This window comes from Rikenella sp. (assembly GCF_056799795.1).
In genome coordinates this window covers 12,951-34,037 of sequence record NZ_JBQIQO010000027.1, presented here as the reverse complement: position 1 = coordinate 34,037, position 21,087 = coordinate 12,951, and the positions used below count along the sequence as shown (strand labels likewise).

Annotated in this window: 17 protein-coding genes; 8 read left to right on the top strand and 9 right to left on the bottom strand. The window is 60.6% G+C overall.

All coding sequences use genetic code 11. The annotated features are described in order from the left end of the window. Positions 1-188 precede the first annotated feature (188 nt). The 6 genes from ACTO3O_RS07420 to ACTO3O_RS07395 all read right to left on the bottom strand — a co-directional run bounded on the left by ACTO3O_RS07420 (position 189) and on the right by ACTO3O_RS07395 (position 8,361). Complete coding sequence (locus tag ACTO3O_RS07420) at positions 189-2,018, bottom strand: V-type ATP synthase subunit I (RefSeq protein ID WP_298080935.1); 1,830 nt, start codon at positions 2,016-2,018, stop codon at positions 189-191. Beyond that, positions 2,015-2,611 carry a V-type ATP synthase subunit D gene (locus ACTO3O_RS07415; RefSeq protein WP_294594912.1) on the bottom strand — a complete coding sequence of 199 codons (597 nt, stop codon included), beginning with the start codon at positions 2,609-2,611 and terminating at the stop codon, positions 2,015-2,017. The genes ACTO3O_RS07420 and ACTO3O_RS07415 overlap by 4 nt, the downstream gene beginning before the upstream one ends. 983 nt (positions 2,612-3,594) lie before the next feature. Then, on the bottom strand, positions 3,595-4,923 hold the full coding sequence (locus ACTO3O_RS07410; protein WP_297628568.1) for a V-type ATP synthase subunit B: 1,329 nt from the start codon (positions 4,921-4,923) through the stop codon (positions 3,595-3,597). 8 nt (positions 4,924-4,931) lie between these two features. After that, complete coding sequence (locus ACTO3O_RS07405) at positions 4,932-6,692, bottom strand: V-type ATP synthase subunit A (protein WP_297832333.1); 1,761 nt, start codon at positions 6,690-6,692, stop codon at positions 4,932-4,934. A 47-nt stretch (positions 6,693-6,739) separates the two neighbouring features. Then, the gene (locus tag ACTO3O_RS07400; RefSeq protein WP_297832328.1) at positions 6,740-7,708 is read right to left on the bottom strand and encodes a DUF2764 family protein; all 969 of its coding nucleotides are present in this window, start codon (positions 7,706-7,708) and stop codon (positions 6,740-6,742) included. 26 nt (positions 7,709-7,734) lie between these two features. Beyond that, a complete protein-coding gene (locus ACTO3O_RS07395; RefSeq protein WP_297832325.1) occupies positions 7,735-8,361 on the bottom strand; it encodes a hypothetical protein in 627 nt (208 codons plus the stop codon). On the opposite strand from ACTO3O_RS07395, the gene ACTO3O_RS07390 reads away from it, so the two are divergent. Further along, entirely contained in the window at positions 8,360-8,644 is a 285-nt protein-coding gene (locus tag ACTO3O_RS07390) for a hypothetical protein (protein ID WP_297832322.1), read from the top strand. The genes ACTO3O_RS07395 and ACTO3O_RS07390 overlap by 2 nt on opposite strands. A gap of 190 nt (positions 8,645-8,834) precedes the next feature. Next, the gene (locus ACTO3O_RS07385; RefSeq protein WP_482596634.1) at positions 8,835-9,041 is read left to right on the top strand and encodes a hypothetical protein; all 207 of its coding nucleotides are present in this window, start codon (positions 8,835-8,837) and stop codon (positions 9,039-9,041) included. A gap of 1,249 nt (positions 9,042-10,290) precedes the next feature. On the opposite strand, the gene ACTO3O_RS07380 is transcribed toward ACTO3O_RS07385, so the two are convergent. Then, the gene (locus ACTO3O_RS07380; protein ID WP_482596632.1) at positions 10,291-11,823 is read right to left on the bottom strand and encodes a DUF4301 family protein; all 1,533 of its coding nucleotides are present in this window, start codon (positions 11,821-11,823) and stop codon (positions 10,291-10,293) included. A gap of 43 nt (positions 11,824-11,866) precedes the next feature. Between ACTO3O_RS07380 and murB the strand changes: the two genes are divergently transcribed. From murB to ACTO3O_RS07350, 6 genes are all read left to right on the top strand, one after another. Continuing rightward, complete coding sequence (murB, locus tag ACTO3O_RS07375; RefSeq protein ID WP_297832115.1) at positions 11,867-12,880, top strand: UDP-N-acetylmuramate dehydrogenase; 1,014 nt, start codon at positions 11,867-11,869, stop codon at positions 12,878-12,880. Positions 12,881-13,666: 786 nt separating this feature from the next. After that, entirely contained in the window at positions 13,667-13,816 is a 150-nt protein-coding gene (locus tag ACTO3O_RS07370; protein WP_297832112.1) for a hypothetical protein, read from the top strand. Between the two features lie 291 nt (positions 13,817-14,107). After that, the gene (locus ACTO3O_RS07365) at positions 14,108-15,064 is read left to right on the top strand and encodes a YbbR-like domain-containing protein (protein WP_297832108.1); all 957 of its coding nucleotides are present in this window, start codon (positions 14,108-14,110) and stop codon (positions 15,062-15,064) included. Next, the gene (gene coaE, locus ACTO3O_RS07360; protein ID WP_297832105.1) at positions 15,061-15,702 is read left to right on the top strand and encodes a dephospho-CoA kinase; all 642 of its coding nucleotides are present in this window, start codon (positions 15,061-15,063) and stop codon (positions 15,700-15,702) included. Before ACTO3O_RS07365 ends, coaE begins: the two co-directional genes overlap by 4 nt. Positions 15,703-15,787: 85 nt before the next feature. Next, entirely contained in the window at positions 15,788-16,354 is a 567-nt protein-coding gene (locus ACTO3O_RS07355) for a DUF5606 family protein (RefSeq protein WP_363323632.1), read from the top strand. Positions 16,355-16,950: 596 nt separating this feature from the next. Continuing rightward, on the top strand, positions 16,951-17,097 hold the full coding sequence (locus ACTO3O_RS07350; protein WP_482596629.1) for a hypothetical protein: 147 nt from the start codon (positions 16,951-16,953) through the stop codon (positions 17,095-17,097). Positions 17,098-18,889: 1,792 nt separating this feature from the next. Here ACTO3O_RS07350 and ACTO3O_RS07345 read toward each other — a convergent pair. Together ACTO3O_RS07345 and ACTO3O_RS07340 are read right to left on the bottom strand one after the other, a co-directional pair. Beyond that, positions 18,890-19,507 (bottom strand): carbohydrate-binding family 9-like protein, encoded by a 618-nt coding sequence (locus ACTO3O_RS07345; RefSeq protein ID WP_297832427.1) that lies wholly within the window; start codon positions 19,505-19,507, stop codon positions 18,890-18,892. Then, entirely contained in the window at positions 19,500-20,603 is a 1,104-nt protein-coding gene (locus tag ACTO3O_RS07340; RefSeq protein WP_297832430.1) for a phosphotransferase enzyme family protein, read from the bottom strand. The genes ACTO3O_RS07345 and ACTO3O_RS07340 overlap by 8 nt, the downstream gene beginning before the upstream one ends. Positions 20,604-21,087 lie beyond the last annotated feature (484 nt).

Below are 21,087 nucleotides of genomic sequence, written 5' to 3'. Positions count from 1 at the left end.
GTGGTTTTCCGGCGCGGGCGCATTGGGGTAATACTCGCATTATAGCGCCCCGCCGAGAAAACACAGCCCAACCAATCGGGCAGACACGGCCAGAGCATCCCGCAGGGATGCGCTCTGAAGTTTTTCTGGTTCTCTTTGTTCACAAAGAGAACAGTTCCGTACAGGGCAAAGAACAATAATCGAACAATTTATTTATCGATCCGTTTAAACGGCACGAACTTTCGCCCCCCCCCATCAAACCCCGCATTTTTATAGAACTCGACGAACGTCAGCCGCACCGGATGCACAAACGCCCCCAGCGCACTGATAAAGATATTCAACCCGTGGCCGATCAGCAGAATGATCGCCATCACGATCCAGCTCACGACCGGGATATTCCCGCTGAGCCCCACCGACAACGCATTGAACACCTGCGCGATGATCGCCCCCGCCAGCCCAATCGCGAAGAGCCGCACATACGAGACCAAGTCCCCCACCACCCCCGTCGCCATCTCGTAAGAGTTGTAGAGCCCCACCCCCACATTGACCAGCGGGTTTTTCTTCGGCGAGTTGAAGAAAAAGATCAGCAGCCCCGCAATTCCCAGCAGGACATAGAACACCACCCCCGGCGCATCCAATATCCCCCCCAGCGCCAATCCCCCCGTCACGAAGAGAATCACCCACCCCAGCGTCGACAAGCCGTAGAGAAAGCTCCCGTTCTGTTTCCAGCGGTTGAAGATGCGCAGAATCATCCCGAACAAGATCTGCGCCGCCCCCAGCCCCACCGCGACATTGAACATATTTTCATTCGAGACGAAGTATTCCTTGAACCTCACCAGCTCCGGCACCTTCGCCAGCTCGATACCGAAGACATTCCCCGTCAAGAGCCCGAAGAAGACCGTCGCTATATTGAGGAAGAGCGCCAGCCAGGCAAAATCCCGAAAACGCACCGGAATCTTGCGCCAGAAGAGCACGATCGCCAAGATGAACAGCACCCCGTACCCCGCATCCCCGAAACACATCCCGAAGAAGAGCATGAAGAACGGCGCAAAGAACGGCGTGATATCGATTTCGTTGTACCTCGGCAGCATATAGAGCGATCCGATCGGTTCGAACAACCGCGCAAAGAAATGATTCTTGAGTTTGATCGGCGGATTCTGTTCGACCCTCGCCTCCTCCTCCGCCCAGACCACCGGCTGGCCGTCGAGGAACTCCTCCAGCTTCGTTTTCAGCGGCGTCGGCACCCACGCCTCGACCACCTTCACCGTCCCCTCCGCATACTCCGTCCCCGCGTGCAGCGCCTCGTCGAACGCAATTCCGTTCTTCAGCTCCACATAATCGGCCCATATCCGATCCCGCGACAAAGCCGCCCGCGCAATCACCTCCTGTTTTTGCGCCTCCTCCCTCAGATAGGTTTCGATCTGCAACTCCTTCTGTGCAAACGTCATCTCCGGCGCGCGCAACTCGACCGCCGCCGTCCCCAGCCCGATCGCTTCCGAGGCCTCGCCCACCGGCTGCGCCACCACGAAATAGGTCATCCCCCCCAGGTTCTGCGCCACCACCTGAATCGGGTATTCCCACTCCCACTCCGTCCGGTACTGTTTGGTCGGCACCTCGAAAAAGCGGAGAGCAATCCCCTCGACCTCCCTGAGCCGCCTGATTTCCGCCGGGTCGAACTCGCCCCACATCGCCAGCCCGTCCAGCTCCGCCGTCGCCTTCATGCGAAGCGTTTCGAGCTGCGCGATGCGCTCCGTCGCCCCCTCCAACGCCTCGACCGCCTCTTCGACCGTATCGAAAGGGGCCACATCGCGTTTCTCCTCCTCGGCATCCTTTTCGGCCTTCCCCCGCTTGACCGCCCCGAGGCGCATGTAAGCATTTTTATACCGTTCGGCCCTGGCCATCCTCTCCCTCTGCTCCGTCGACGGCTCCCAGTCCGAGAGCGTCACATCCGCCACCCCCAGCTCCCGCAGGCGTTCCATAAACGATTCCACGTCGCCGTGGTACAAGACGACATTGAATCGGGTCATGCGTTCGATCATAAAGCAGCCTCCGTTTCCAGTCTGGATTTAACAATTTTCTGGGACGATTTCGAGAGGTTTTCCTCGTCTTCGAGGAAGCGTTTGATCTTCCTGATCGCCTCCTGATATCCCGGGATCTGCACCTTTTCGTACAGATTGACCTTCTGCGTGGTCTTCTTCCGCGCCCTTTCGAGCAGCTCCATCTTCCGTCGATAGAACTCGCTTTCGACGCCCAGCCGAGCCAGCTCCTTGAGAATCCTCATCCCGTCGGCGAGCCACAGCGGCGCACTGAACAGGTTGTACGGTTTCTCCTCATACTGAATATCTTCGAGCACCGGGATCTCGACCCCGGCGATTTTCTGCTCTCCGAACTTCACCTCCCTGACGGTAATCAACGACCGGTCGAACTCCCCCCAGAGCTGCACCATATAGTCGTACTCCCGCATCGTTCGGTCGAGCTGCTCCTGCAACTCCGCGACCCTGTCTTTGGCCTTTTTGACCTCAGAGCGCAGTGCCGACTCCTTGCTTTTGATCGTAGGCAAGGCTTTGGTTCTCATGGCGAGCTGTTTTCCGAGCTCGCCGAGCGCAGTTTTATTGAACTGAAACTTGATCATTCTAAAATAATTTTGCCTCGTAAAAGACAAGGCCGCCGGCAGCTTGAGGATGCGTCAGCATCCGTCGAAAGTTTGGCTTCGCGTTGCCTTAGGCTTCCTCGTGCTACCTCGGCATAGCCCGCAAGCGGTCTCTGCTCAAGTAACGCCGCTCGGTTCTTCAGAAAAAGAACAGTTCGAGGCGGCTCGAACTCGACAGTCGCCCGCCCGCGTAAAAGGGCATATTCTGCCGATTGGCGGCGAGCCAATCCGGCAAGAATGGCCGCGGGCGACTGAAATTGGGGTAGACACGACCAGCTTTCGCGTGCCGAGCGGTACCGCGCGCCACGCCTTAGGAGGAAAATCATTCAAAAACGCAATCGTTTTTGAATAAGATTTTCCAAGGCGCACGGACAAAGAGCGGTGCGAGGAGTTGGGCTGAGCTTCTGCGGCTCACAGAGCCGCGCGGGCCGAAGCCTCCCGCCGCGGAGGCCCGCAACTGACGTTGCTGTTGGGCCCCGCAGGCTTCGGCCTGCCCTCAAGCTCAACCCAAAGCACTGCACTGTGTCCGCCTCACTGCGGCTCCGCTTTCGCTCCGCCGTTTCCGTCGCCCGCTGGAATTTCATCTCGATTTTGCTACCGCAAAATGAGCGAAATCCCTCTTTAAGCGGGCGGGCGACGTTTTTTTGCGCGGGCCAAGTTTTTCGCGCGTCGTTCTTTGCCCGCGCGCTGGCGGAAATCTTATTCAAAGCGCATGACGCTTTGAATGATTTCCTACTTCAGCGGTCGCGCGCGGGTCGAGCTCTGTGCCGCCTCGAACTGTTCTTTTTCTGAAGAACCGAGCGGCGTTACTTGAGCAGAGACCGCTTGCGGGCTATGCCGAGTTAGCGCGAGGAAGCCTTCGGGCAAAAAGAACCAAAAAGACTTCAGAGCGCATCCCTGCGGGATGCTCTGGCCGTGTCTACCCGCACCAACCTCCCTTTGAACAAAAGAACGATAAATCGAAACTACGCCGTCTGCGTCGTCGGCCAATACTTCTTCAGTATGGCCTCCTTGATCGCCACCTCGCTCGGCGAGAAATACTTCGCGAACAAGCGCCACGCCGTATCCAGCATCTGCGTGATGTCGATATTGATATCGATGGCAAGTAATTCTTCCGAGTACTCCCGCGCAAAGTCCAGCGTCCGTTTGTCGTAATCCGACAAATCGAACCCATTCTCCAGCTTCGTCCGCGCATTCGCCGCATCCGAATACAAGCGCACCGCCGCATTCATCACCTGCGGGTGATCCTCGCGCGTCTTCTTGCCGATCACCAGCTGCTTCAAACGCGACAACGACCGGAACGGGTCGACGATCACCTTGCCGATCTCCGCATCATTGCGCAGGAACAGCTGCCCCTCCGTGATATACCCCGTGTTGTCCGGAATCGCATGCGTGATATCCCCGTCGTTGAGCGTCGTCACCGCCAGAATGGTAATCGACCCCCCGTTCGGCAACTGCACCGCCTTCTCGTAAATCTTCGCCAAGTCCGAATACAACGACCCCGGCATAGAGTCCTTCGACGGAATCTGGTCCATACGATTGGACACAATCGCCAGCGCATCCGCATAGAGCGTCATATCGGTCAGTAAGACCAAGACCTTCTCCCCCTTGTCCACCGCGAAATACTCCGCCGCCGTGAGCGCCATATCCGGCACCAACAAGCGTTCCACCGGCGGATTGTCCGTCGTGTTCACGAACGAGACGATCCGATCCAACACCCCCGCATTGTCGAACACCGTCTTATAATACAAGTAGTCGTCATTCGTCAACCCCATCCCCCCCAGAATGATCTTGTCCACCTGCGCCCTGAGGGCCACCATCGCCATCACCTGGTTGTACGGCTGGTTCGGATCCGCAAAGAACGGAATCTTCTGCCCCGACACCAGCGTGTTATTGAGGTCGATCCCCGCAATCCCCGTGGCAATCAGCTCGCTCGGCTGCATCCGTCGATACGGATTGACCGTCGGCCCCCCTATTTCGCGCTCCTCGCCCTCGATCGGCGCCCCGTCCAGCGGCTCGCCGTAAGCGTTGAAGAACCGCCCCGCCAGCTGGTCGCTCACCTTGAGCATCGGCGGATGGTGCAGGAACACCACCTCCGCATCGGTCGGAATCCCCTCCGTCCCCGCAAACACCTGCAACGTCACCGCATCCCCCGCCACCTTCACCACCTGCGCCAAACGCCCCCCCACCATCGCCAGTTCATCGTTCGCCGCCCCCTCCGCGCGGAGCGTCACCGTCGCTTTCGTAATCGCCGTCAGCTGCGTGTATATCTTCTGAAACCCTTGTGTCTCCATAATCGCCGTTAATTCTGTTGTTCGTTAAGAATAGCCTGCACCGCTTCGTAATGCCTGCGGAAATCTTCCCCCTCGAACGTCGAGAAGTTCATCTGCCGCAGCTCGTTGATCAGCCGTTTGTAGTACGCCACGCACTCCTCGAAATCCGCGAATCGGAACGTCCGGCCGCAAATGTCCATCACCAGATCGAACATATAGACCTGCCGCTCCATCGGACAGTTCGCGTCCGTCGCATCGAACGAGTCCTGTTGCAGAATGATGAAGTCCAGCAGCTCCGACTTCCAATACCTGTCGTGATACTCCACCGGCACCCCGTCGTCCCCCAGAATGTTGATCTGTTCGAACGCCTCCTTTCCCCGCTGCACCATCGCCTTGGACGCCAGCACCTTCGTCACCCAATCCCCCCCGTAGTTTTCGTCCAGATAGCCGATGATTTCCGGATACTCCAGGTACTTCGAATAGCTTTCCAGCGGGTCGATCGCCGGATAGCGCTTCGAGTCCGCCCTGGCCTGCGACAGCGCATAGAAACACCTCGCCGCTTTCTTCGTAGACTCCGTCACCGGCTCCTTGAGGTTCCCCCCCGCCGGCGACACCGTCCCGATGAAAGTCACCGACCCCGTCTCCCCGTTATTCAGGTAGACGAAGCCCGCCCGCGCGTAGAAGTTCGAAATGATCGCCGACAAGTCCACCGGAAAGGCATCCTGCCCCGGCAGCTCCTCCAACCGGTTCGACATCTCGCGGAGCGCCTGCGCCCAGCGCGACGTCGAGTCCGCCAAAAGCAAAACCTTCAGCCCCATCGCCCGGTAGTATTCCCCCAGCGTCATCGCCGTATACACCGACGCCTCCCTCGCCGACACCGGCATATTGGAAGTATTCGCGATAATCGTCGTCCGCTCCATCAGCTTCCGCCCCGTCCTCGGGTCGTCCAGCTCCGGGAACTCGACGAACGTCTCCACCACCTCATTGGCCCGCTCCCCGCACGCCGCGATAATGATGACATCCGCATTGGCCTGCTTCGAAATCCCGTGCTGCAACACCGTCTTCCCCGCCCCGAACGGCCCGGGAATAAACCCCGTCCCTCCCTCTGCAATCGGGTTGAACGTATCGATCGCCCGGAAGCCCGTCTCCATCGTCCTGAACGGCCTCGGTTTATCCCTGAACGCCGTGATCGGCACCTTCACCGGCCACCGCTGCATCATCGACAACCCATGCTCCACCCCGTCCGCATCCACCACCGTGGCGATCACGTCCGTAATCTTGTAATTCCCCGCCGTCGCAATCCACTTCAGCCGATACACCCCCTCCATTTTGAACGGCACCATGATTTTGTGCTGCAACCACCCCTCCGGCACCCACCCCAGCCAGTCGCCCGCCCTGACCTCCTGATTTTCAGCAGCGACCAGCGGCGTAAAGTCCCATCTCGACTCGAAATCCAGCGGTGCATTGTACTCCCCCCGCTTGAGGAACACCCCCTCCATCGCCTTCAGGTCGTTCTGCAAACCGTCGTAGATGCGGGTCAGAATCCCCGGCCCGAGCGTCGCCTCGAGCATATGCCCCTCGAACTCGACGCGCGTCCCCCCCCTTAAGCCCCTGGTGCTCTCGAACACCTGCACATAAGCCCGGTCTCCGATCACCTTGATGACCTCGGCCATGAGTCTGACCCCTCCGTCCATCAAGATGTAGCAGATTTCGTTCTGCGACACCGGCCCCGACGTTTTCACCGTGACCAGATTGGCAATAATGCCGATCACTTCACCCGTAGTTTTCATAGTATGGTTCTATTCATTTTTACATTTTCAATCCGCTCCTCCGCCCCTCACCGCCTCGCCGTGGCCCTTCCGATCGCCTCCGCCTCCGTGAGCCCCGCCACCAGTTCTCGAAACTCCTCCCGTCCCCGTCCCGCCTCCAACGCCGTCCAGCGATAGAGAATATTCAACCGGATCAGGTAATCCATCACCCTCCCCACCCCGAAATAGTCCTGCTCCGCCAAGTCGTCCGCCATCCTCACCCGCAGCGCATCCATCCTCCGCTCCCGTTCCACGAAATCCTCCGTCTCCAAGACCTGCAACACCTCCTCCGTGTACGGAAAACGATCCCTCATCCCGAAATCCTGCGCCAGCCCGCTGACATACGCCTCTCTGAGCTCCTGCCGCTCCTCCACGATCATCCTCGCCCTGACCTCCGCCGGCCACCCCAGCTGCCTCGCCTTGTAGGCCGCCACGATATTCCGCACCGTCCGGTCATACTCCGCCCACCGCCGCAAGAACTCCGGCAACCTCGCCACGAGCCCGAACCATCCGCTCCCCTCCGCCGTCCCCTCGCAGACCCGGTAGAAATTCAGGAACAGCTCCCGTTCCAAGTCCTCAACACTCAGCGGCGCCAACTCTCCCGCCCCCTCCTCGGCCTGCCCTCCCCGGAAGCGTTCCACCACCGCCCTGATCGCCGCCGGAACAGCCAGCTCCTCCTCCCTCGCCGCCATCTCCTCCGGCAGCAGCGTGCCTTCTCCCTCCCCCTCGACCGTGCGATCCACCAGCAGCGCCACCTCCTTGTGCGAGAGATTCCCCAGCACATTGAACGGCATCCCCGTCCGCTTGACATACCCCACGATATTCAGAATATCGTAGTACGTGTACAAGAGCTCCACGGCCCTCCGATCCGCCGGCGCCAACTCCCCGAGTATCGTCCGTTTGATCTCCGGCACATCGATTTTGAGCCCCCCCGCCGCAGCCGCCTCTATATCGAACGGATACTCCGTCAGGCCCGCCACCAGATAGTAATACTGCATAATTCGCTGATCCTAAAAGACAAAAACTACTTCTTCTCCGCCGCCTCATCCCCGAACAGCAGCCCCGCCACCTTCGGCCGCAGGTACGAACGGAACAACGCGTCGAAATCGGCATCCGAGAACCCGATATAATATCCCCCCTCCCTGACAGCGATCCGGAACGGCACCTTCACGCGTGCATCCGTCCAGACCTCGATCCCGTTTTCCGCCCCGAAACGTTCGGCCAGCGCACTCCTGACCGCCTCGACGAGCTCTCCCCCCTGTGCCTCCGGCAGCACGACCCCGAGTCCCTGTGCGGGATCCATCCGCGCCACCGCCTGCACCGCGAGCTCCTTGATAAAAGAGCCATCCCTCCACGCCTCCGCCACCTTCGGCGTCACGACCTCCATCTGCACCATCCCCTCGATCTGCTGCCTGAGTGCGCTTTTGAGCTGTCCGGCCGCCATCCTCACCTCGTTTTCGGCATTGGCCACCAACTGTTCGGCCGCCTTCTCCGCCGCCGCGACAATCTCTTTCGCCCTTTCCTGCGCCTCGGCCACCACGCGTTGGGCCTCCCGTTTGGCCTGTTCGCGCACCGCTTCCGCCTCGGCCCGCCCTTTCGAAAGTCCCTCGTTATAGAGTTTTTCGGTGAGTTCTTGCAATTTGTTTTCCATGATCCGTCTGAATATGATGCGTATTTATTTGCACTTTATGTCCGTATCCTGTTTTCTCTCCTCCCCGCAGGGTGTCCCCCCTCGAAAAGTCCGGGCATCCGCCCCGGGCTACCGCAGCGATGCCAATGGTACCCTGCACTTTGTCTGTAGCTACGGATATGTTTGGTCTTCCAAGACGAACAATATTCGCAGCCACAACCTGCATTTCAGTGCACCGTGGCTTAATCCCAGCTATGCGTATTACCGTGCCAACGGTTATCAGTTGCGTTGCCTCTCGGAATAAATGGGGGCAAATGCTCCGCCCCGGGCTACCGCGGCCCGAATACAAGCGGAGCATTAAACCTCGTCGGCGGTAACGGCTTCAGTTGGTCCTCGGTCACAACCGATAAATTTAGCAGTCCGTTTTTACGTTTTACTACGACTACCCTTAATCCTTGCTACGCAGATCACCGTTCCTTCGGTGTTCAGTTGCGTTGCCTCTCGGAATAAACGGGCGCTCCCCGGGCTACCGCAATCCGCTTTCAGGCATTCTGATGAGCGTCAGCCACGAAGGTTCCACTTTATCCTCCACCGTCAACGGAACGAACGTTCTGTTTTTGTTTTCCACCTCCGGCGCCCTCGACCCCACTCACACCTACTTTCGCGCCACCGGTTTTCAGTTGCGTTGCTTCTCGGAATAAACGGTGCCGCGTGCCCGCGGTGGGCAAAGGGCTGGAACTACCCTAAGTAACTGGCCGCCTCTACCCAAAAGCTATCTGGAACTACCCCAAGCGGCCGCCTCTATCCTATTTTATTGCGACTTTGGCGGCCGGGAGGTACGGCAACTCTCGGCGCGCAAGCGGCGTGTTGCGGGCCTCCCGGGCGTCCGGCCCGCGCGACCCAAAGGGTCGCAAAAGCTCGGCCTATTTCGTACTGAGCACGATAATAGTCCGCCGCTCGGAGTGGCGGCGAACTGCGCGGCTCTGCGAGCCGCAACTGCACTGACTCGTTCACCGCCCAAAGCTGTCGTGTTCGGCCTGTCGCCCATCCCCCCGAGCGGCAAAGCCGCTGGGCGACAGGGCCGGCGACCCTAAAGGGTCGCAAGAGCACAGCCCAAAAGTTTAGCCCAACTCTCCGCCCATTCGTCCTCGCCGAGGCCGGCGGCTCAAAGAGCCGCAAGAGCACAGACAAAGGCCTCCCTATTCACCGCCCCAATTCTGTAAGATTCGTCCTCGGCACGCCCCATTCTGCGAGGTGCGTTCTCGCCCGCAGCCAGCGGAGAACGAAGACGGAGCGAAAGCGGAGTATTTCGGCCCTCCGCATCCGGGGGCTGCGGGCCGACCGTTGACACGGGGACTCAGCTACTCGCTTTCGGCCCAGATTCCAGCCCAACCCACCGCCCCAGCCAAGCCCCATGCTCGGCCCAGCGCGGCGGGAAAACCGTAGCCGGTTTTCCCGCCCAAACCAGACACAGCCCAGTTCTCCGCCCCGTGTCAGCCTCACTGCGGCTCCGCTGTCGCTCCGCCACTCTTTCGCGCGCCTTGCGCGATTCACTCTATTTCGGCTCACCGCCGAAATAGTTGAATCGCTTCTTTAGGCGGGGCGCGCGAATTCTTTTCTCGTCGCTCGCTGGGATTTCATCTCGATTTTGCTGTTGCAAAACGAGTGAAATCCCTCGTTTACGCGGGCTGGCGACGGAGTTTTGCACGCCATTCTTTGTTCGCGCGCCTTGGGAAATCTTGTCAAAACGTGCTTGCACATTTTGACGATTTCCCTCTTTAGGCGGGGCGCGCGCCTGCGCCGACAGGAGGGTACTGCCCTCGGGCCGGGCAGGCCCCACGTCCCGTGGACGGGAAATGCTACGCATTTCCACTGGCAGCCTCTACTCCCGTTCTTTGTTCGCGCGCGGGCGGAAATCCTTACCCCACCAAACAAGTCCCCCGCCAACCGCTACTGATGCTGCGGTCGGAGCAAATCCGCCACCGTCTTGACCGGCGCGAACGTCGAGATCGGTACCTCCACGAAGACCGTCGTCCAGTCCGCCATCGCCCCGTTCCAGAGCCCCGGCAACTCCTGCGCCCTGAGCGGCCGTCCGTCCTTGCTTTTTTCCGAGATGAATCCCGTCCTCTTATCCACAAACCGCGCGAGGTCGAACTTCCGCCCCCTGAAATCCCGCACCGCACAGACCAGATCCACCGGATTGAAATGCGTGCCACCCCCCATCAAAGCCCCGCGCGCCTCCGGATCGATCTGCGACGACTCCGCAATCTGGAGCGACAGCGCCCCCCGCACCCCCATCGACGTCTCCGCCCAGAACGGCCCCCCGCCCGGTTCCCCCTCGTTCCGCACCATGCCGCACACCCGGATCGGCCGATCCAACACCCGCCTCAAATCCTCCAGCGTCGGTTCGAACCCCTCCGGAAAGCGGTAACACAACTCCCGTTCGACAAACCGCCACACCTCCTTCCGGAAATCCCCCTCCGCCGCGAAGCCCGCCGAATCGATCTTCTTCAGGTAGAGGAACACCTGCTGCTGCAACTCCAGCGCCACCTCTCCCAACGCCTTCTTATACAACACCGTATCCTCCTTCAAGTGATCCGGCACCACATTGTCCACCGTTTTGATAAAGATCAAATCCGCATCGATCCGGTTCAGATTCTCAATCAACGCCCCGTGTCCCCCCGGCCGGAAGAGAATCTCCCCCTCCTCGCCCGCACCCCCCACCCGGAACGGCGTATTGTCCGGATTCACCGCCACCGTATCCGTCCCCGGCTCCTGCACCGAGAACGAGACCTCATACTCCACCCCGTACTTCGCCGCAAACCCCGCGCTTTTTTCCTCCACCAGACGTTTGAAATCCTCCATATGCTCCGGCGACACCGTGAAATGGATCCTCGCCGGATTTCCGCCATAGAGCGCCACCTCCACCAAATGCTCCTCCATCGCCGTGCGCCCCCCGTCCCCATACCGGTGGAACTTGATGAGCCCCTTCGGCCTGCTCCCCAGCCCCAAACCCGTCCCCGCCGCCGCATCCCCCTCCACCATAGCCGCCACCACCGCCCTCGGATCCTTCATATCTCCCCCCAGCGCCACCAGCTCCTCATAGAACGCAAACCGTTCGATCCCCGACAACACCCTCTCCACCGTCGCGCTCCCCTTCCCCTCCGCCACATACTCGTACAACTCCTTGAACATCCTCGACGCCGCCCCCGACGCCGGCACGAACTTCTCCACCGCCAATCCCGCCACCGCCCGTCCGTACAGCCCCGCCAACACCTGCGCCCGTTCCGGATCGAGCTTCATAATCCCGTCCCCCGCCACCGCCGCCCGGTCGATTTTCAGGAACGGAAACCCGCTTCTGAAATTCTCCAACTGCTCCTCCACCCGCTCCCGATCCGTCCCCCGAGCCGCCATCCGCTCCAAGTCGTTCTGAGTAAATACAGCCATATCGAAAAAGGAATAATCGTCCTCGAAGTTAGTCATTATTTTTAAATTTGCACACACAAACCCCAATCGACCCGAAAAGATGAACAAAATATCCGAGAATTATGCCCTCCTCGCCCACAACACCTTCGGTCTGGAAGCCCGCGCCGCCCACTGGGCCGAATTCCGCGATACCGAGGAACTTCGCAGCCTCATCAAGACCTGCCGGACGAACCGCTGGCCCTGGTACGTGGTGAGCGGCGGCAGCAACCTGATCCTGACCGGCCATTTTCCCGGCCTGATCCTCCACCCGACCGGCTCCCGGATCACCCTCGTCGAGCCCACCCTGGTTCGAGCCGACGCCGGCGTCGTTTGGGACGACCTCGTCGCCTGGAGCGTGGAACGCGGCCTGGGCGGTCTGGAGAACCTCTCCGCCATTCCCGGATACGTGGGCGCCGCCCCGGTTCAGAACATCGGCGCCTACGGTTCCGAAGCCAAAGACACCATCGAGACCGTGGAATATTTCGACACAGAGCGTCTCGAAACCGTCCGTCTTTCCTCCTCCGCCTGCGGTTTCGGCTACCGGGAATCCATCTTCAAAGGCCCTCTTCGGGGTCGCGCCATCGTGACCGCCGTCGAATTCCGCCTCATTCCGGAACAGGAGGGGTACACCTATAATATAAGGTACGGCGACCTGCACGACCGGGTGACGCTCCTCGGCGGCCCGAGCCTCTCTCACGTGCGCTCCGCCGTGACAGCGATCCGGAACGAGAAGCTCCCCGATCCGTCCGTATCGGGCAACGCCGGGAGTTTTTTCAAGAATCCCGTGATACCGGCCGCTCAGGCCGAGGAGTTGAAGTCACAACATCCCGACCTGCCCCTCTACCCGACAGGCGAAGAGGGTAGCGTGAAAGTAGCCGCCGGGTGGCTGATCGACCGAGCGGGTTGGAAAGGTTTCCGGAGCGGCACCGTCGGCGTCCATCCTCGCCAGGCCTTGGTCTTGATCAACTTAGGCGGCGCGACCGCCCAGGAGATTTTGCAACTTTCCGACCAGATCATCGCCGACGTAGAATCGAAATTCGGGATCCTCCTTTCGAAAGAAGTGAACGTCTTGTAAAAGCGGCGCCTCCTACAGCCTCAGGCGCGCGGACAAAAGGTTGGGCCGTCGGCAGCTGGAGGATGCGAAGCATCCGTCTAAAGTTTTTTTGGTTCTTTTTGTTCACAAAAAGAACAGTACCCTCCCGTAGCCAAAGATGCGCGCCGTCGCCTAAAGAAGCGATTCAACTATTTCGGGTAGCCGAATATAGATGAATCGCGCAGGCGCGCGGCAAACGCGGCGGAGCGACAGCGGAGCCGCAGTGGGGCTGACACAGGGCCGAGAACTGGGGCGAGCTTGGGGCTGTGTCTGTTTTGGGCGGGAAAACCGCAATCGGTTTTCCCGCCGCGCTGGGCCGAGCATTTGGCCGAGCATCTGCGGCTCTTTGAGCCGCGCAGTTCGCCGCCACCCCATGCGGCGGACTGCAACTCGACAGAGCTCGTTGCATTCGCCGCTGGCGGCGAACCTCGCAAAATTGAGGCGGTGGATTGGGCTGAACTCTTGCGACCCTTTAGGGTCGCCGGCCTCGTCGCCCAGCGGCGAAGCCGCTCGGGGGAGTGGGCGACAGCCCGAACCCGACAGAATTGGGGCGGGAATAGGTTGTTGCTTATGCGACCCAACGGGTCGCGCGGGCCGGACGCCTCCCCACGGGAGGGACGCACAGCGTCTTTTACTGGCCGCCTCTACCCCATAGCAGCACCTCCCGGGCGTCCGTCCCACCAAGGTCAAACCAAAGTAGGGTAGAGACAACCAACAAAACGCCCTGCGGGCACCGCCCCGGGCTTCCGCGGCAGCGGCGAAGGCGCGATGGACAGCGCCGGCGAACACGGCGCCAGTTGGTCTTCATCCACCGACGACACATCCGCCCAATACATCGCATACCGCACCCACTATTTCAACTCCAGCCACTCCGACCGCCGCTCCTACGGTTTTCAGTTGCGTTGCCTCTCGGAATAAACGGGGCCGCTCGGCACCCGAATACTGGCTGGAACTACCCCAAGAGACAGCCTCTACCCCAAGCAACTGGCCGGGTCTCTACCCTAAATACAAGACAGCCTCTACCCCAACCAACGGCCAGGTCTACCCTAAATAAAGGCCGCCTCAACCAAACCGACCCGCCGCCTCTACCCCAAAGCGGGCCGAAGCCCCTTGTCAGAGCACCCCCCTCAAAACTCCCTCGGAAATCCCTCAAAAAGCCCCACGAACCCCGCGCCACCCTACCCCCATTTTCCCTATCTTTGCCCCGCCATGAAATTCAACCGCATCACCCACTATATCAAGCCCAGTTTTTGGATCTTTCTGGTCATCTCCGCCCTGCTGTGGTACATCACCCAACTCGGCTACCGCTACACCACCGAGATCCCCCTCTCCGTCGAAGTGACCAACGACTTCTCCTCCCGTCTGTGGATCGACCAACCCCGCACCACCATCCACTGCCGCGCCGAAGGCGTCGGGAGCAAACTCCTCGCCCACAAACTGCACCTGGCCGACCGCCTCGTGATCCCCATGTCCCAACTCACCCTGGTTCCCGTTCCCGAGAGCGACGAACTCTTCCGGATCGATAAGACCTCCCTAACCGGCGCCCTCGCCGCCGCCGGGAAAGAGCTCCGGATACTCGAAATCCTCGACACCGCCCTCACCATCCGCGTCTCCCCCGTCGAGACCAGACGGCTGGCCGTCCTCAGCCGCATCGACATCGACCCCGCCCCCCAGCACATGCCCATCGGCCAGCCCCGGTTCCGGCCCGACTCCGTCGACGTTCGCGGCCCCCGGAGCCTGTTAGACAGCCTCTCCGGCATCTACACCCGCCCCCGTCGGATCAGCGACGCCAAAGGCACCCTCAGCGGCCACATCGAACTCACCCCCCCCGCCGGCACCCTGCTCTCCGAACGCCAGACCGACTACCGCATCGACATCGTGCCCTACACCCAGCACACCCTCGACCTCCCCGTCCGGATCGAACACCTCGAGAAACAGACCCAAGCCATCGTCATCCCCGGGCGCGTGCGCGTGACCCTGAACGTCCCCCTCCGCGACTACGAACGGATTCGCGAAGAGCAACTCCACGCCTACGTCGACTACCGCGACGCCCTCCACCAGCCCAGCGGCCGCAGCGAAGTGCGGATCGACTCCCTACCCCTCGGCACCGAAATCCTGCGCATCGAACCCCAAGACGTCGAAACCTTCTTCACCCGCCGGCCATGACCCCTCCTCCTCCCCTGCGTATCGGCCTGACCGGCGGCATCGGCAGCGGCAAAAGCACCGTCGGCCGGCTCCTGCAACTCCTCGGCATCCCCGTCTACAACGCCGACCTCGCCGCCCGTCGGCTCATGGAGCACGACCCCTCCTTGCAGGAAGCCATCACCCGCCACTTCGGCCAAGAAACATATATCACTGAGAATCAGACCACGAAACTCAACCGACCCTATCTCGCCAGCCAGGTATTCGGCCACCCCGACCGCCTCGCCGCCCTGAACCGCCTGGTACACCCCGCCGTCGAACGCGACTTCGAACGCTGGGCCGCCCAGTGGGCTCGACATCCCTCGCCCCCCCCCTACATCGTCGAAGAAGCCGCCATCCTCATCGAATCCGGCGCCCACCGGCTGATGGATCGCATCGTCACCGTCACCGCCCCCGAACCCATTCGCCTCCAACGGATTATCCAACGCGACCGGACCACCCCCGCCGCCGCCCGCGCCCGGATCTCCGCCCAGCTGAGCGACCCCCAACGCGCCTCCTACGCCGACTTCACCCTCACCGCCGACGACCGGCAACTGCTGATCCCTCAAGTGCTCGCCCTCCACACCACCCTGTGCCGCGAAACCGCCGCCATCCGGAATTAGGAAATTTTGCTACCTTTGTTCCCCGCGAGGCAGCCCATCGAGCCGCCTCGACGAACCAGAAAAACTACAAGACAACCAATACGTTATGGAACTGAAAGAGATTTTAGCCGTATCCGGCACCCCGGGTCTCTACCGCTACGTGGCACAAGGCAAAGGGGGGATTATCGTAGAATCGCTGGCTGACGGCCGTCGTACCATGGTCGGCGGCACGACCAAAGTGAGCGCCCTGGGCGACATCGCCATCTTCACCACCTCGTCCGAAGTGCCGCTGGGCGATCTGTTTCAGACCATCTACGACCGGCAGGGCGGCCAATCCGTCGCCGTGACCTCCAAATCCAGCCCCGACGAACTGCGCACCTTCATCTCCTCCGTGCTTCCGGACTACGACACCGAACGCGTCCACCAGTCCGACATCAAGAAGATCGCCCAGTGGTACAACCTCCTGATCGCCGCCGGGATGACCCGCTTCACAGCCGCCGACGAAGCTCCTGCCGAAGGAGGCGAACCGACCACCGAAGCGCCGAAGTCGGCCAAAACGACGAAGACCGGCACGAAAGCAGCCCCCAAGAGCAGCGCCACCCAGCGGACACCGAAAGTGAGCGGCGCCAAGACCGCCTCGGTCAAGAACACCACCGCCCGGAAAGCGCAGTAGCCTGCCGCATCGAGCAGATTCCGAGCACATAAATAGCAGACGCCGAGTCGCCTCCACTTTGGGTCGACTCGGCGTCTTCCTTTTCGCTCCACACCCCACGCAGCCCTCATGTCCGGCTCAGCACTTCGACCGCGTCGTCTCGTTCTGCGGGACGCAACTCACACGCGCAGCCCTCATGTCCGGCTCAGCACCCGGTTCAGGCACGAGCCCACCCGTTTAGGAATAGCCCATTTGCAGCGCCCCGTCCCGTTTTCGCCAGCCCCTCGTCCCCGCCCCGGGCAACCGCTACGCAAAGTCAGGCGTGCCAGGCAGCGTCAGCAACTTCGGTTTCATCTGGTCTTCCACAGTCAGAGAAGGCGCTGGCGTGCACTTGAATTTCGACATGACGAACCTCAATCCCGGCAATGAAGCGTACCGTTCCTACGGTCTTCCGTTGCGTTGCCTCTCGGAATAAACGGGCAGGAGAGCTTTCGACGGAACCGATTGGGAACTTAGAACCCGGACTTCTACTCATTTTTTTCATTCGAATTTTGAGAATCACGCGGCCCGCCCCGGGCTGTCGTGATGCGGGTAACGAAGGGCGATTAGGCGATCTGATGTACGTCGGCAGCTACGGATACAGCTGGTCATCGACGGCTAGCGGCACAAATGGCATATACTTGTATTTCTGCGCGGCGTGGATCGATTCCAGCTTCGCGTACCCTCGTACCTACGGTTTTCAGCTGCGGTGCCTCTCGGAATAAACGAGGACGAGAGGCACGCGAAAGATGGCTGGAACTACCCTAAGTAACCGACCACCCAACCCTGCATTTAAATTGCATCACTGCGGCTCTCTGAGCCGCGCGGGCCGAAGCCACCCCAAGCGTAGGCCTGCAACCTCGCGGAGCTAGTTTCCGGCCACGCTGGCTCCGACCCTTAATATTCACTCTTGGCTAAAACAGGCCGGACGCCCGAAGGTACTATCATGGGGTAGAGGCGGCCAGTAAAAGACGCTGTGCGTCCCTCCCGTGAGGAAGCGTCTGGCCCGCGCGACCCAAAGGGTCGCAGAAGCAAAGCCTATTCACCGCCTGTTTATCACCACATTCTGTCGGATTCGGCCTGTCGCCCCACTCCCCTGAGCGGCTTCGCCGCTGGGCGACAAGGCCGGCGGTTCGGAGAACCGCAAGAGCACAGCCCATTCGTCCTCGGGCGCGCTACTCGCTCTCAGCCTATAGCTGTTCGCCACCACCCCACGCGACGGACTGCGCGGCTCAAAGAGCCGCAGAAGTTTAGATAATAGTTCGTCCCATTCGCCACCTAAAGCTCTCGGGATCGCCCTCGGTGTACTATTCGCTTTTGATTTAAGCAGTTCGCCGCCAGCGGCGAATGCAACGAGCTCCGACGAGTTGCAGTCCGCCGCGTGGGGTGGCGGCGAACTGCCCGGCTCAAAGAGCCGCAGAAGCTCGGCCCATTTGGTTTCGGACTTTCGTCCAATGCTGTCGGGTGCGGGCTGCGGCGTCCGGCCCGGGCATCGAAGATGCCCCGCCGCAAGCCCGGCGGCTCTGCGAGCCGCAAAAGCTCAGCCAACAGCTCGGCCCAGCGCGGCGCGAAAACCGTAATCGGTTTTCGCGCCTGAAGAACAGGCACAGCCCCAAGCTCGACCCAGTTCTCTGCCCCGTGTCAGCCTCACTGCGGCTCCGCTGTCGCTCCGCCACATTCCCGTCGCCCGCTGGGATTTCATCTCGATTTTGCTCACCGCAAAACGAGTGAAATCCCCTTTTAGGCGGGCGGGCGACGGATTTCGCGCGCCTGCGCGATTCATCTATATTCGGCGCGAGCCGAAATAGTCGAATCGCTTCTTTAGGCGGGGCGCGCGGCTTTGGCTACAGGAGGAGACTGCCCTCGGGCCGGGCAGGCCCCGCGTGCCCGCGGTGGGCAAATGGCAGCCTCAGCCCAACTCTTTGTTCGCGCGCTGGCGGAAATCTTATTCAAACGCAAATCATGCGTTTGAATGATTTCCTACTCCAGCGGTCGCGCGGTCAGGCTCTGTGCCGGACAGAACTGCCCTGCGCGGGCGGCGGTCGGTTAGTAAAGCAAAGACAACCCTAACAAAACGCCCGATGGGCGCACCGGCGGGACGGAGCAATACTGCGTATCGCTTAACCTGTTCGGCCCAGTTCTTGGTGCGCGCCTGGGGAAATCTTGTCAAAACGCGCCAGCGCATTTTGACGATTTCCTGCTTAAGGCGTGGCGCGCGTTTGTCCTACAGGAGGGGACTGCCCTTACGCCGGGCAGGCGGTGCCTCCCGGCACTCGGAAGGGGCAGCCTCGGCCCAAATCTTCGCCCCATTCTCTGTCCGCGCGCCTTGGGAAATCTTGTCAAAACACGCAAGCGAGTTTTGACGATTTCCCTCTTAAAGGCGAGGCGCGCGGCTGTCCTACAAGAGGGTACTGCGCTCGGGCCGCGCGGGCCCCACGTCCCGTGGACGGGCGAAACTGCGTTTCGCTGCGGCAGCCTCTGCTCTACTCTGTCTCCCGTTCTCTGCTCGCACGCCGCTCACACCTCGAACTCCACCTCGCCGAAGTATTCCGGCACATGGAAATTCGGTTTTTCCGTGCCGATCGGCCTCCACGACAGGAAATGCGGCTGCGAGAGATCATCCCCGCACTTGTAGACATTCGCCCGCGCCCGCAGCCCGTCCAGCGAGCCGAAATCGTGCGCGAAGAACGCCCCCGCCGGAATCTCCGCCTCCAGCGTCCATCGATTATCCCCCCTCCGCTCCTCGAACGGCTCCCCGCCCAGCGACGCCCGCCGCACGATCAGCCCCATAATCTCCTCATCCGCATGCCGCACCTCCGGTTTCGTCTTCCGGAACCCCAGCAGCGCCCGCCCGATGCAATTGAACTCAAAGTTATAGTACCCCCTCTCGTCGAACGAGATGAAGAACTCCACCGCCGAATCCGTCCACACCGGCCCGTTGTCCTCCGCGACCCTCGCCATCGTGCAGCCCTCCTCCACCTCGAACCGCAAGAGCAGCCTCTTCCCGTCATGCCCCGCCGCAAACCTCACCCGCGGCGCATACGGATATTCCGCCGCCCAGTTGTTGCACGCCACCTCCTGCATCGGGAGCCCCTCCAGCGAGCTCCCCGCCTCGATTTTCCGAATCTTAAGCATACCGTTCCAATATTTCTTTTACAATCCGCTGCATATCCGCATACTGCGCCTCCATACTCTGCAACAACCGGTACTGCGCCCGCGTCCGCACCAGGTTGTGCTCCGGCGACTTCACCTTGTAGTATCGGTCACCGTCGATGTAGTCCATCAGGAACCGCAGCACCTGTTCGTAGGTGATATACCGGGCCGAAAAAGCGAGGTATTCCGCCTCCTCCGGCGTCAGGAAAGCGTGAGCCTCAGAGAGATACCCCTCCGTATAGGCCTTGAAAATCGCGATATCCATCGACACCCGGTCGAGATCCGCATCGTCCTCCGCCCCCGTGTTGGTGTACGACCGCATCGCGTCGCCGTAGTCGTTGAGACACGTCGCCGAGAGCACCGTATCGAGGTCGATCACACACAACACCTCCCCCGTCTTGCCGTCGAACAGGATGTTATTGATTTTCGTATCGTTATGCGTCACCCGCGTCGGAATCACGCCCGTTTCGACCAACGACCAGAACCGGAGCATCTCCTCCCTCCGCTCCTCGATCCAGCCGATCTCCCGGGCCACCTCTTTGACACGCCCCACGCGGTCTTCGGCCAGCGTCTCGTCCCACTGCCGGAATCGATATCGGATGTTGTGGAATCCGGGCAGAATATCGGTCAGCGACTCCCGGAAATCGGCCAGCATCGCCTGAAACAGCCCGATCCCCTTTCCGCCCTGAAAAGCGAGCTCCGGCGTATCGGCCTGCTGATACGCCGCCGTATCGGCGATAAATTCGCAAGCGGCCCAATATTCTCCCTCAGCATCGAGGAAATAGAGTTCTCCGTCCTTTGTCGGCGTGACGGTGAGCGCCTCTCGCCGGGGATCTCCGCCCCGAGCCTTGATCTTGGTTTTCAGGTGGTCGGTCACCCGGCGGATGTTCTCCATCATGGCCGGGATATCGGTGAAAATATGGCGGTTTTTCCGTTGCAGGATGTAGTTCGGAGTAGTTTCAGCCTCGGTTTCGATCAGGAAGGTGTCGTTGATAAATCCTTCGCCCAGCGGACGCACCGTCCGGACGTCGCCGTCGATGCGAAACTGTTCGGCGATAGCGCGCAAATCGGTATTCATCAGGAGGTTAAATGGTTTTTAAAGGGGTTAGTATTCCAAAGGATTCCGCCCGACGGAGAGAGTCGGTCTCCCGGTCGGACGGTTAAAGATAGTGACTTTTTCGGAAAGACCCTCCCTCGGCCGCCGGCTTTTGAGTGCCTCTGGGCTACGCGCCACGGACCGCCCCGGGCTACCGTCATACAAACTCCGGGACACTGGTATATATCGGTTGTCACGGATTCAGCTGGTCGTCCACAACGAATGACATTGATGGAGCGTATCTGACATTCAGTACCGCCGATCTTGAGCCCAGTTTTGTAAACAGCCGTACCTACGGTTTTCAGTTGCGTTGCCTCTCGGAATAAACGCCGCGGGCCCGCGGGAGGCAAAGAGCTGGATTTGAGGATAGAAACTACCGATAAAGTACCCCGCCGCGAAAAACAAAGCGAGGCATGGAAAAAGATTTCCATGCCTCGCGCCTCCCCGCTCCTCCGAACCCTACCGG

What these genes read in the sequence shown, in the direction of transcription:
- ACTO3O_RS07350 (WP_482596629.1), top strand. Translation starts at nt 16,951, where the DNA reads ATGTACGTCGGCAGCTACGGATACAGCTGGTCATCGACGGCTAGCGGC.
- ACTO3O_RS07415 (WP_294594912.1), bottom strand. Translation starts at nt 2,611, where the DNA reads ATGATCAAGTTTCAGTTCAATAAAACTGCGCTCGGCGAGCTCGGAAAA.
- ACTO3O_RS07365 (WP_297832108.1), top strand. Translation starts at nt 14,108, where the DNA reads ATGAAATTCAACCGCATCACCCACTATATCAAGCCCAGTTTTTGGATC.
- coaE (WP_297832105.1), top strand. Translation starts at nt 15,061, where the DNA reads ATGACCCCTCCTCCTCCCCTGCGTATCGGCCTGACCGGCGGCATCGGC.
- ACTO3O_RS07420 (WP_298080935.1), bottom strand. Translation starts at nt 2,018, where the DNA reads ATGATCGAACGCATGACCCGATTCAATGTCGTCTTGTACCACGGCGAC.
- ACTO3O_RS07395 (WP_297832325.1), bottom strand. Translation starts at nt 8,361, where the DNA reads ATGGAAAACAAATTGCAAGAACTCACCGAAAAACTCTATAACGAGGGA.
- ACTO3O_RS07340 (WP_297832430.1), bottom strand. Translation starts at nt 20,603, where the DNA reads ATGAATACCGATTTGCGCGCTATCGCCGAACAGTTTCGCATCGACGGC.
- ACTO3O_RS07390 (WP_297832322.1), top strand. Translation starts at nt 8,360, where the DNA reads ATGATCCGTCTGAATATGATGCGTATTTATTTGCACTTTATGTCCGTA.
- ACTO3O_RS07345 (WP_297832427.1), bottom strand. Translation starts at nt 19,507, where the DNA reads ATGCTTAAGATTCGGAAAATCGAGGCGGGGAGCTCGCTGGAGGGGCTC.
- murB (WP_297832115.1), top strand. Translation starts at nt 11,867, where the DNA reads ATGAACAAAATATCCGAGAATTATGCCCTCCTCGCCCACAACACCTTC.
- ACTO3O_RS07410 (WP_297628568.1), bottom strand. Translation starts at nt 4,923, where the DNA reads ATGGAGACACAAGGGTTTCAGAAGATATACACGCAGCTGACGGCGATT.
- ACTO3O_RS07400 (WP_297832328.1), bottom strand. Translation starts at nt 7,708, where the DNA reads ATGCAGTATTACTATCTGGTGGCGGGCCTGACGGAGTATCCGTTCGAT.
- ACTO3O_RS07380 (WP_482596632.1), bottom strand. Translation starts at nt 11,823, where the DNA reads ATGACTAACTTCGAGGACGATTATTCCTTTTTCGATATGGCTGTATTT.
- ACTO3O_RS07370 (WP_297832112.1), top strand. Translation starts at nt 13,667, where the DNA reads ATGGACAGCGCCGGCGAACACGGCGCCAGTTGGTCTTCATCCACCGAC.
- ACTO3O_RS07405 (WP_297832333.1), bottom strand. Translation starts at nt 6,692, where the DNA reads ATGAAAACTACGGGTGAAGTGATCGGCATTATTGCCAATCTGGTCACG.
- ACTO3O_RS07355 (WP_363323632.1), top strand. Translation starts at nt 15,788, where the DNA reads ATGGAACTGAAAGAGATTTTAGCCGTATCCGGCACCCCGGGTCTCTAC.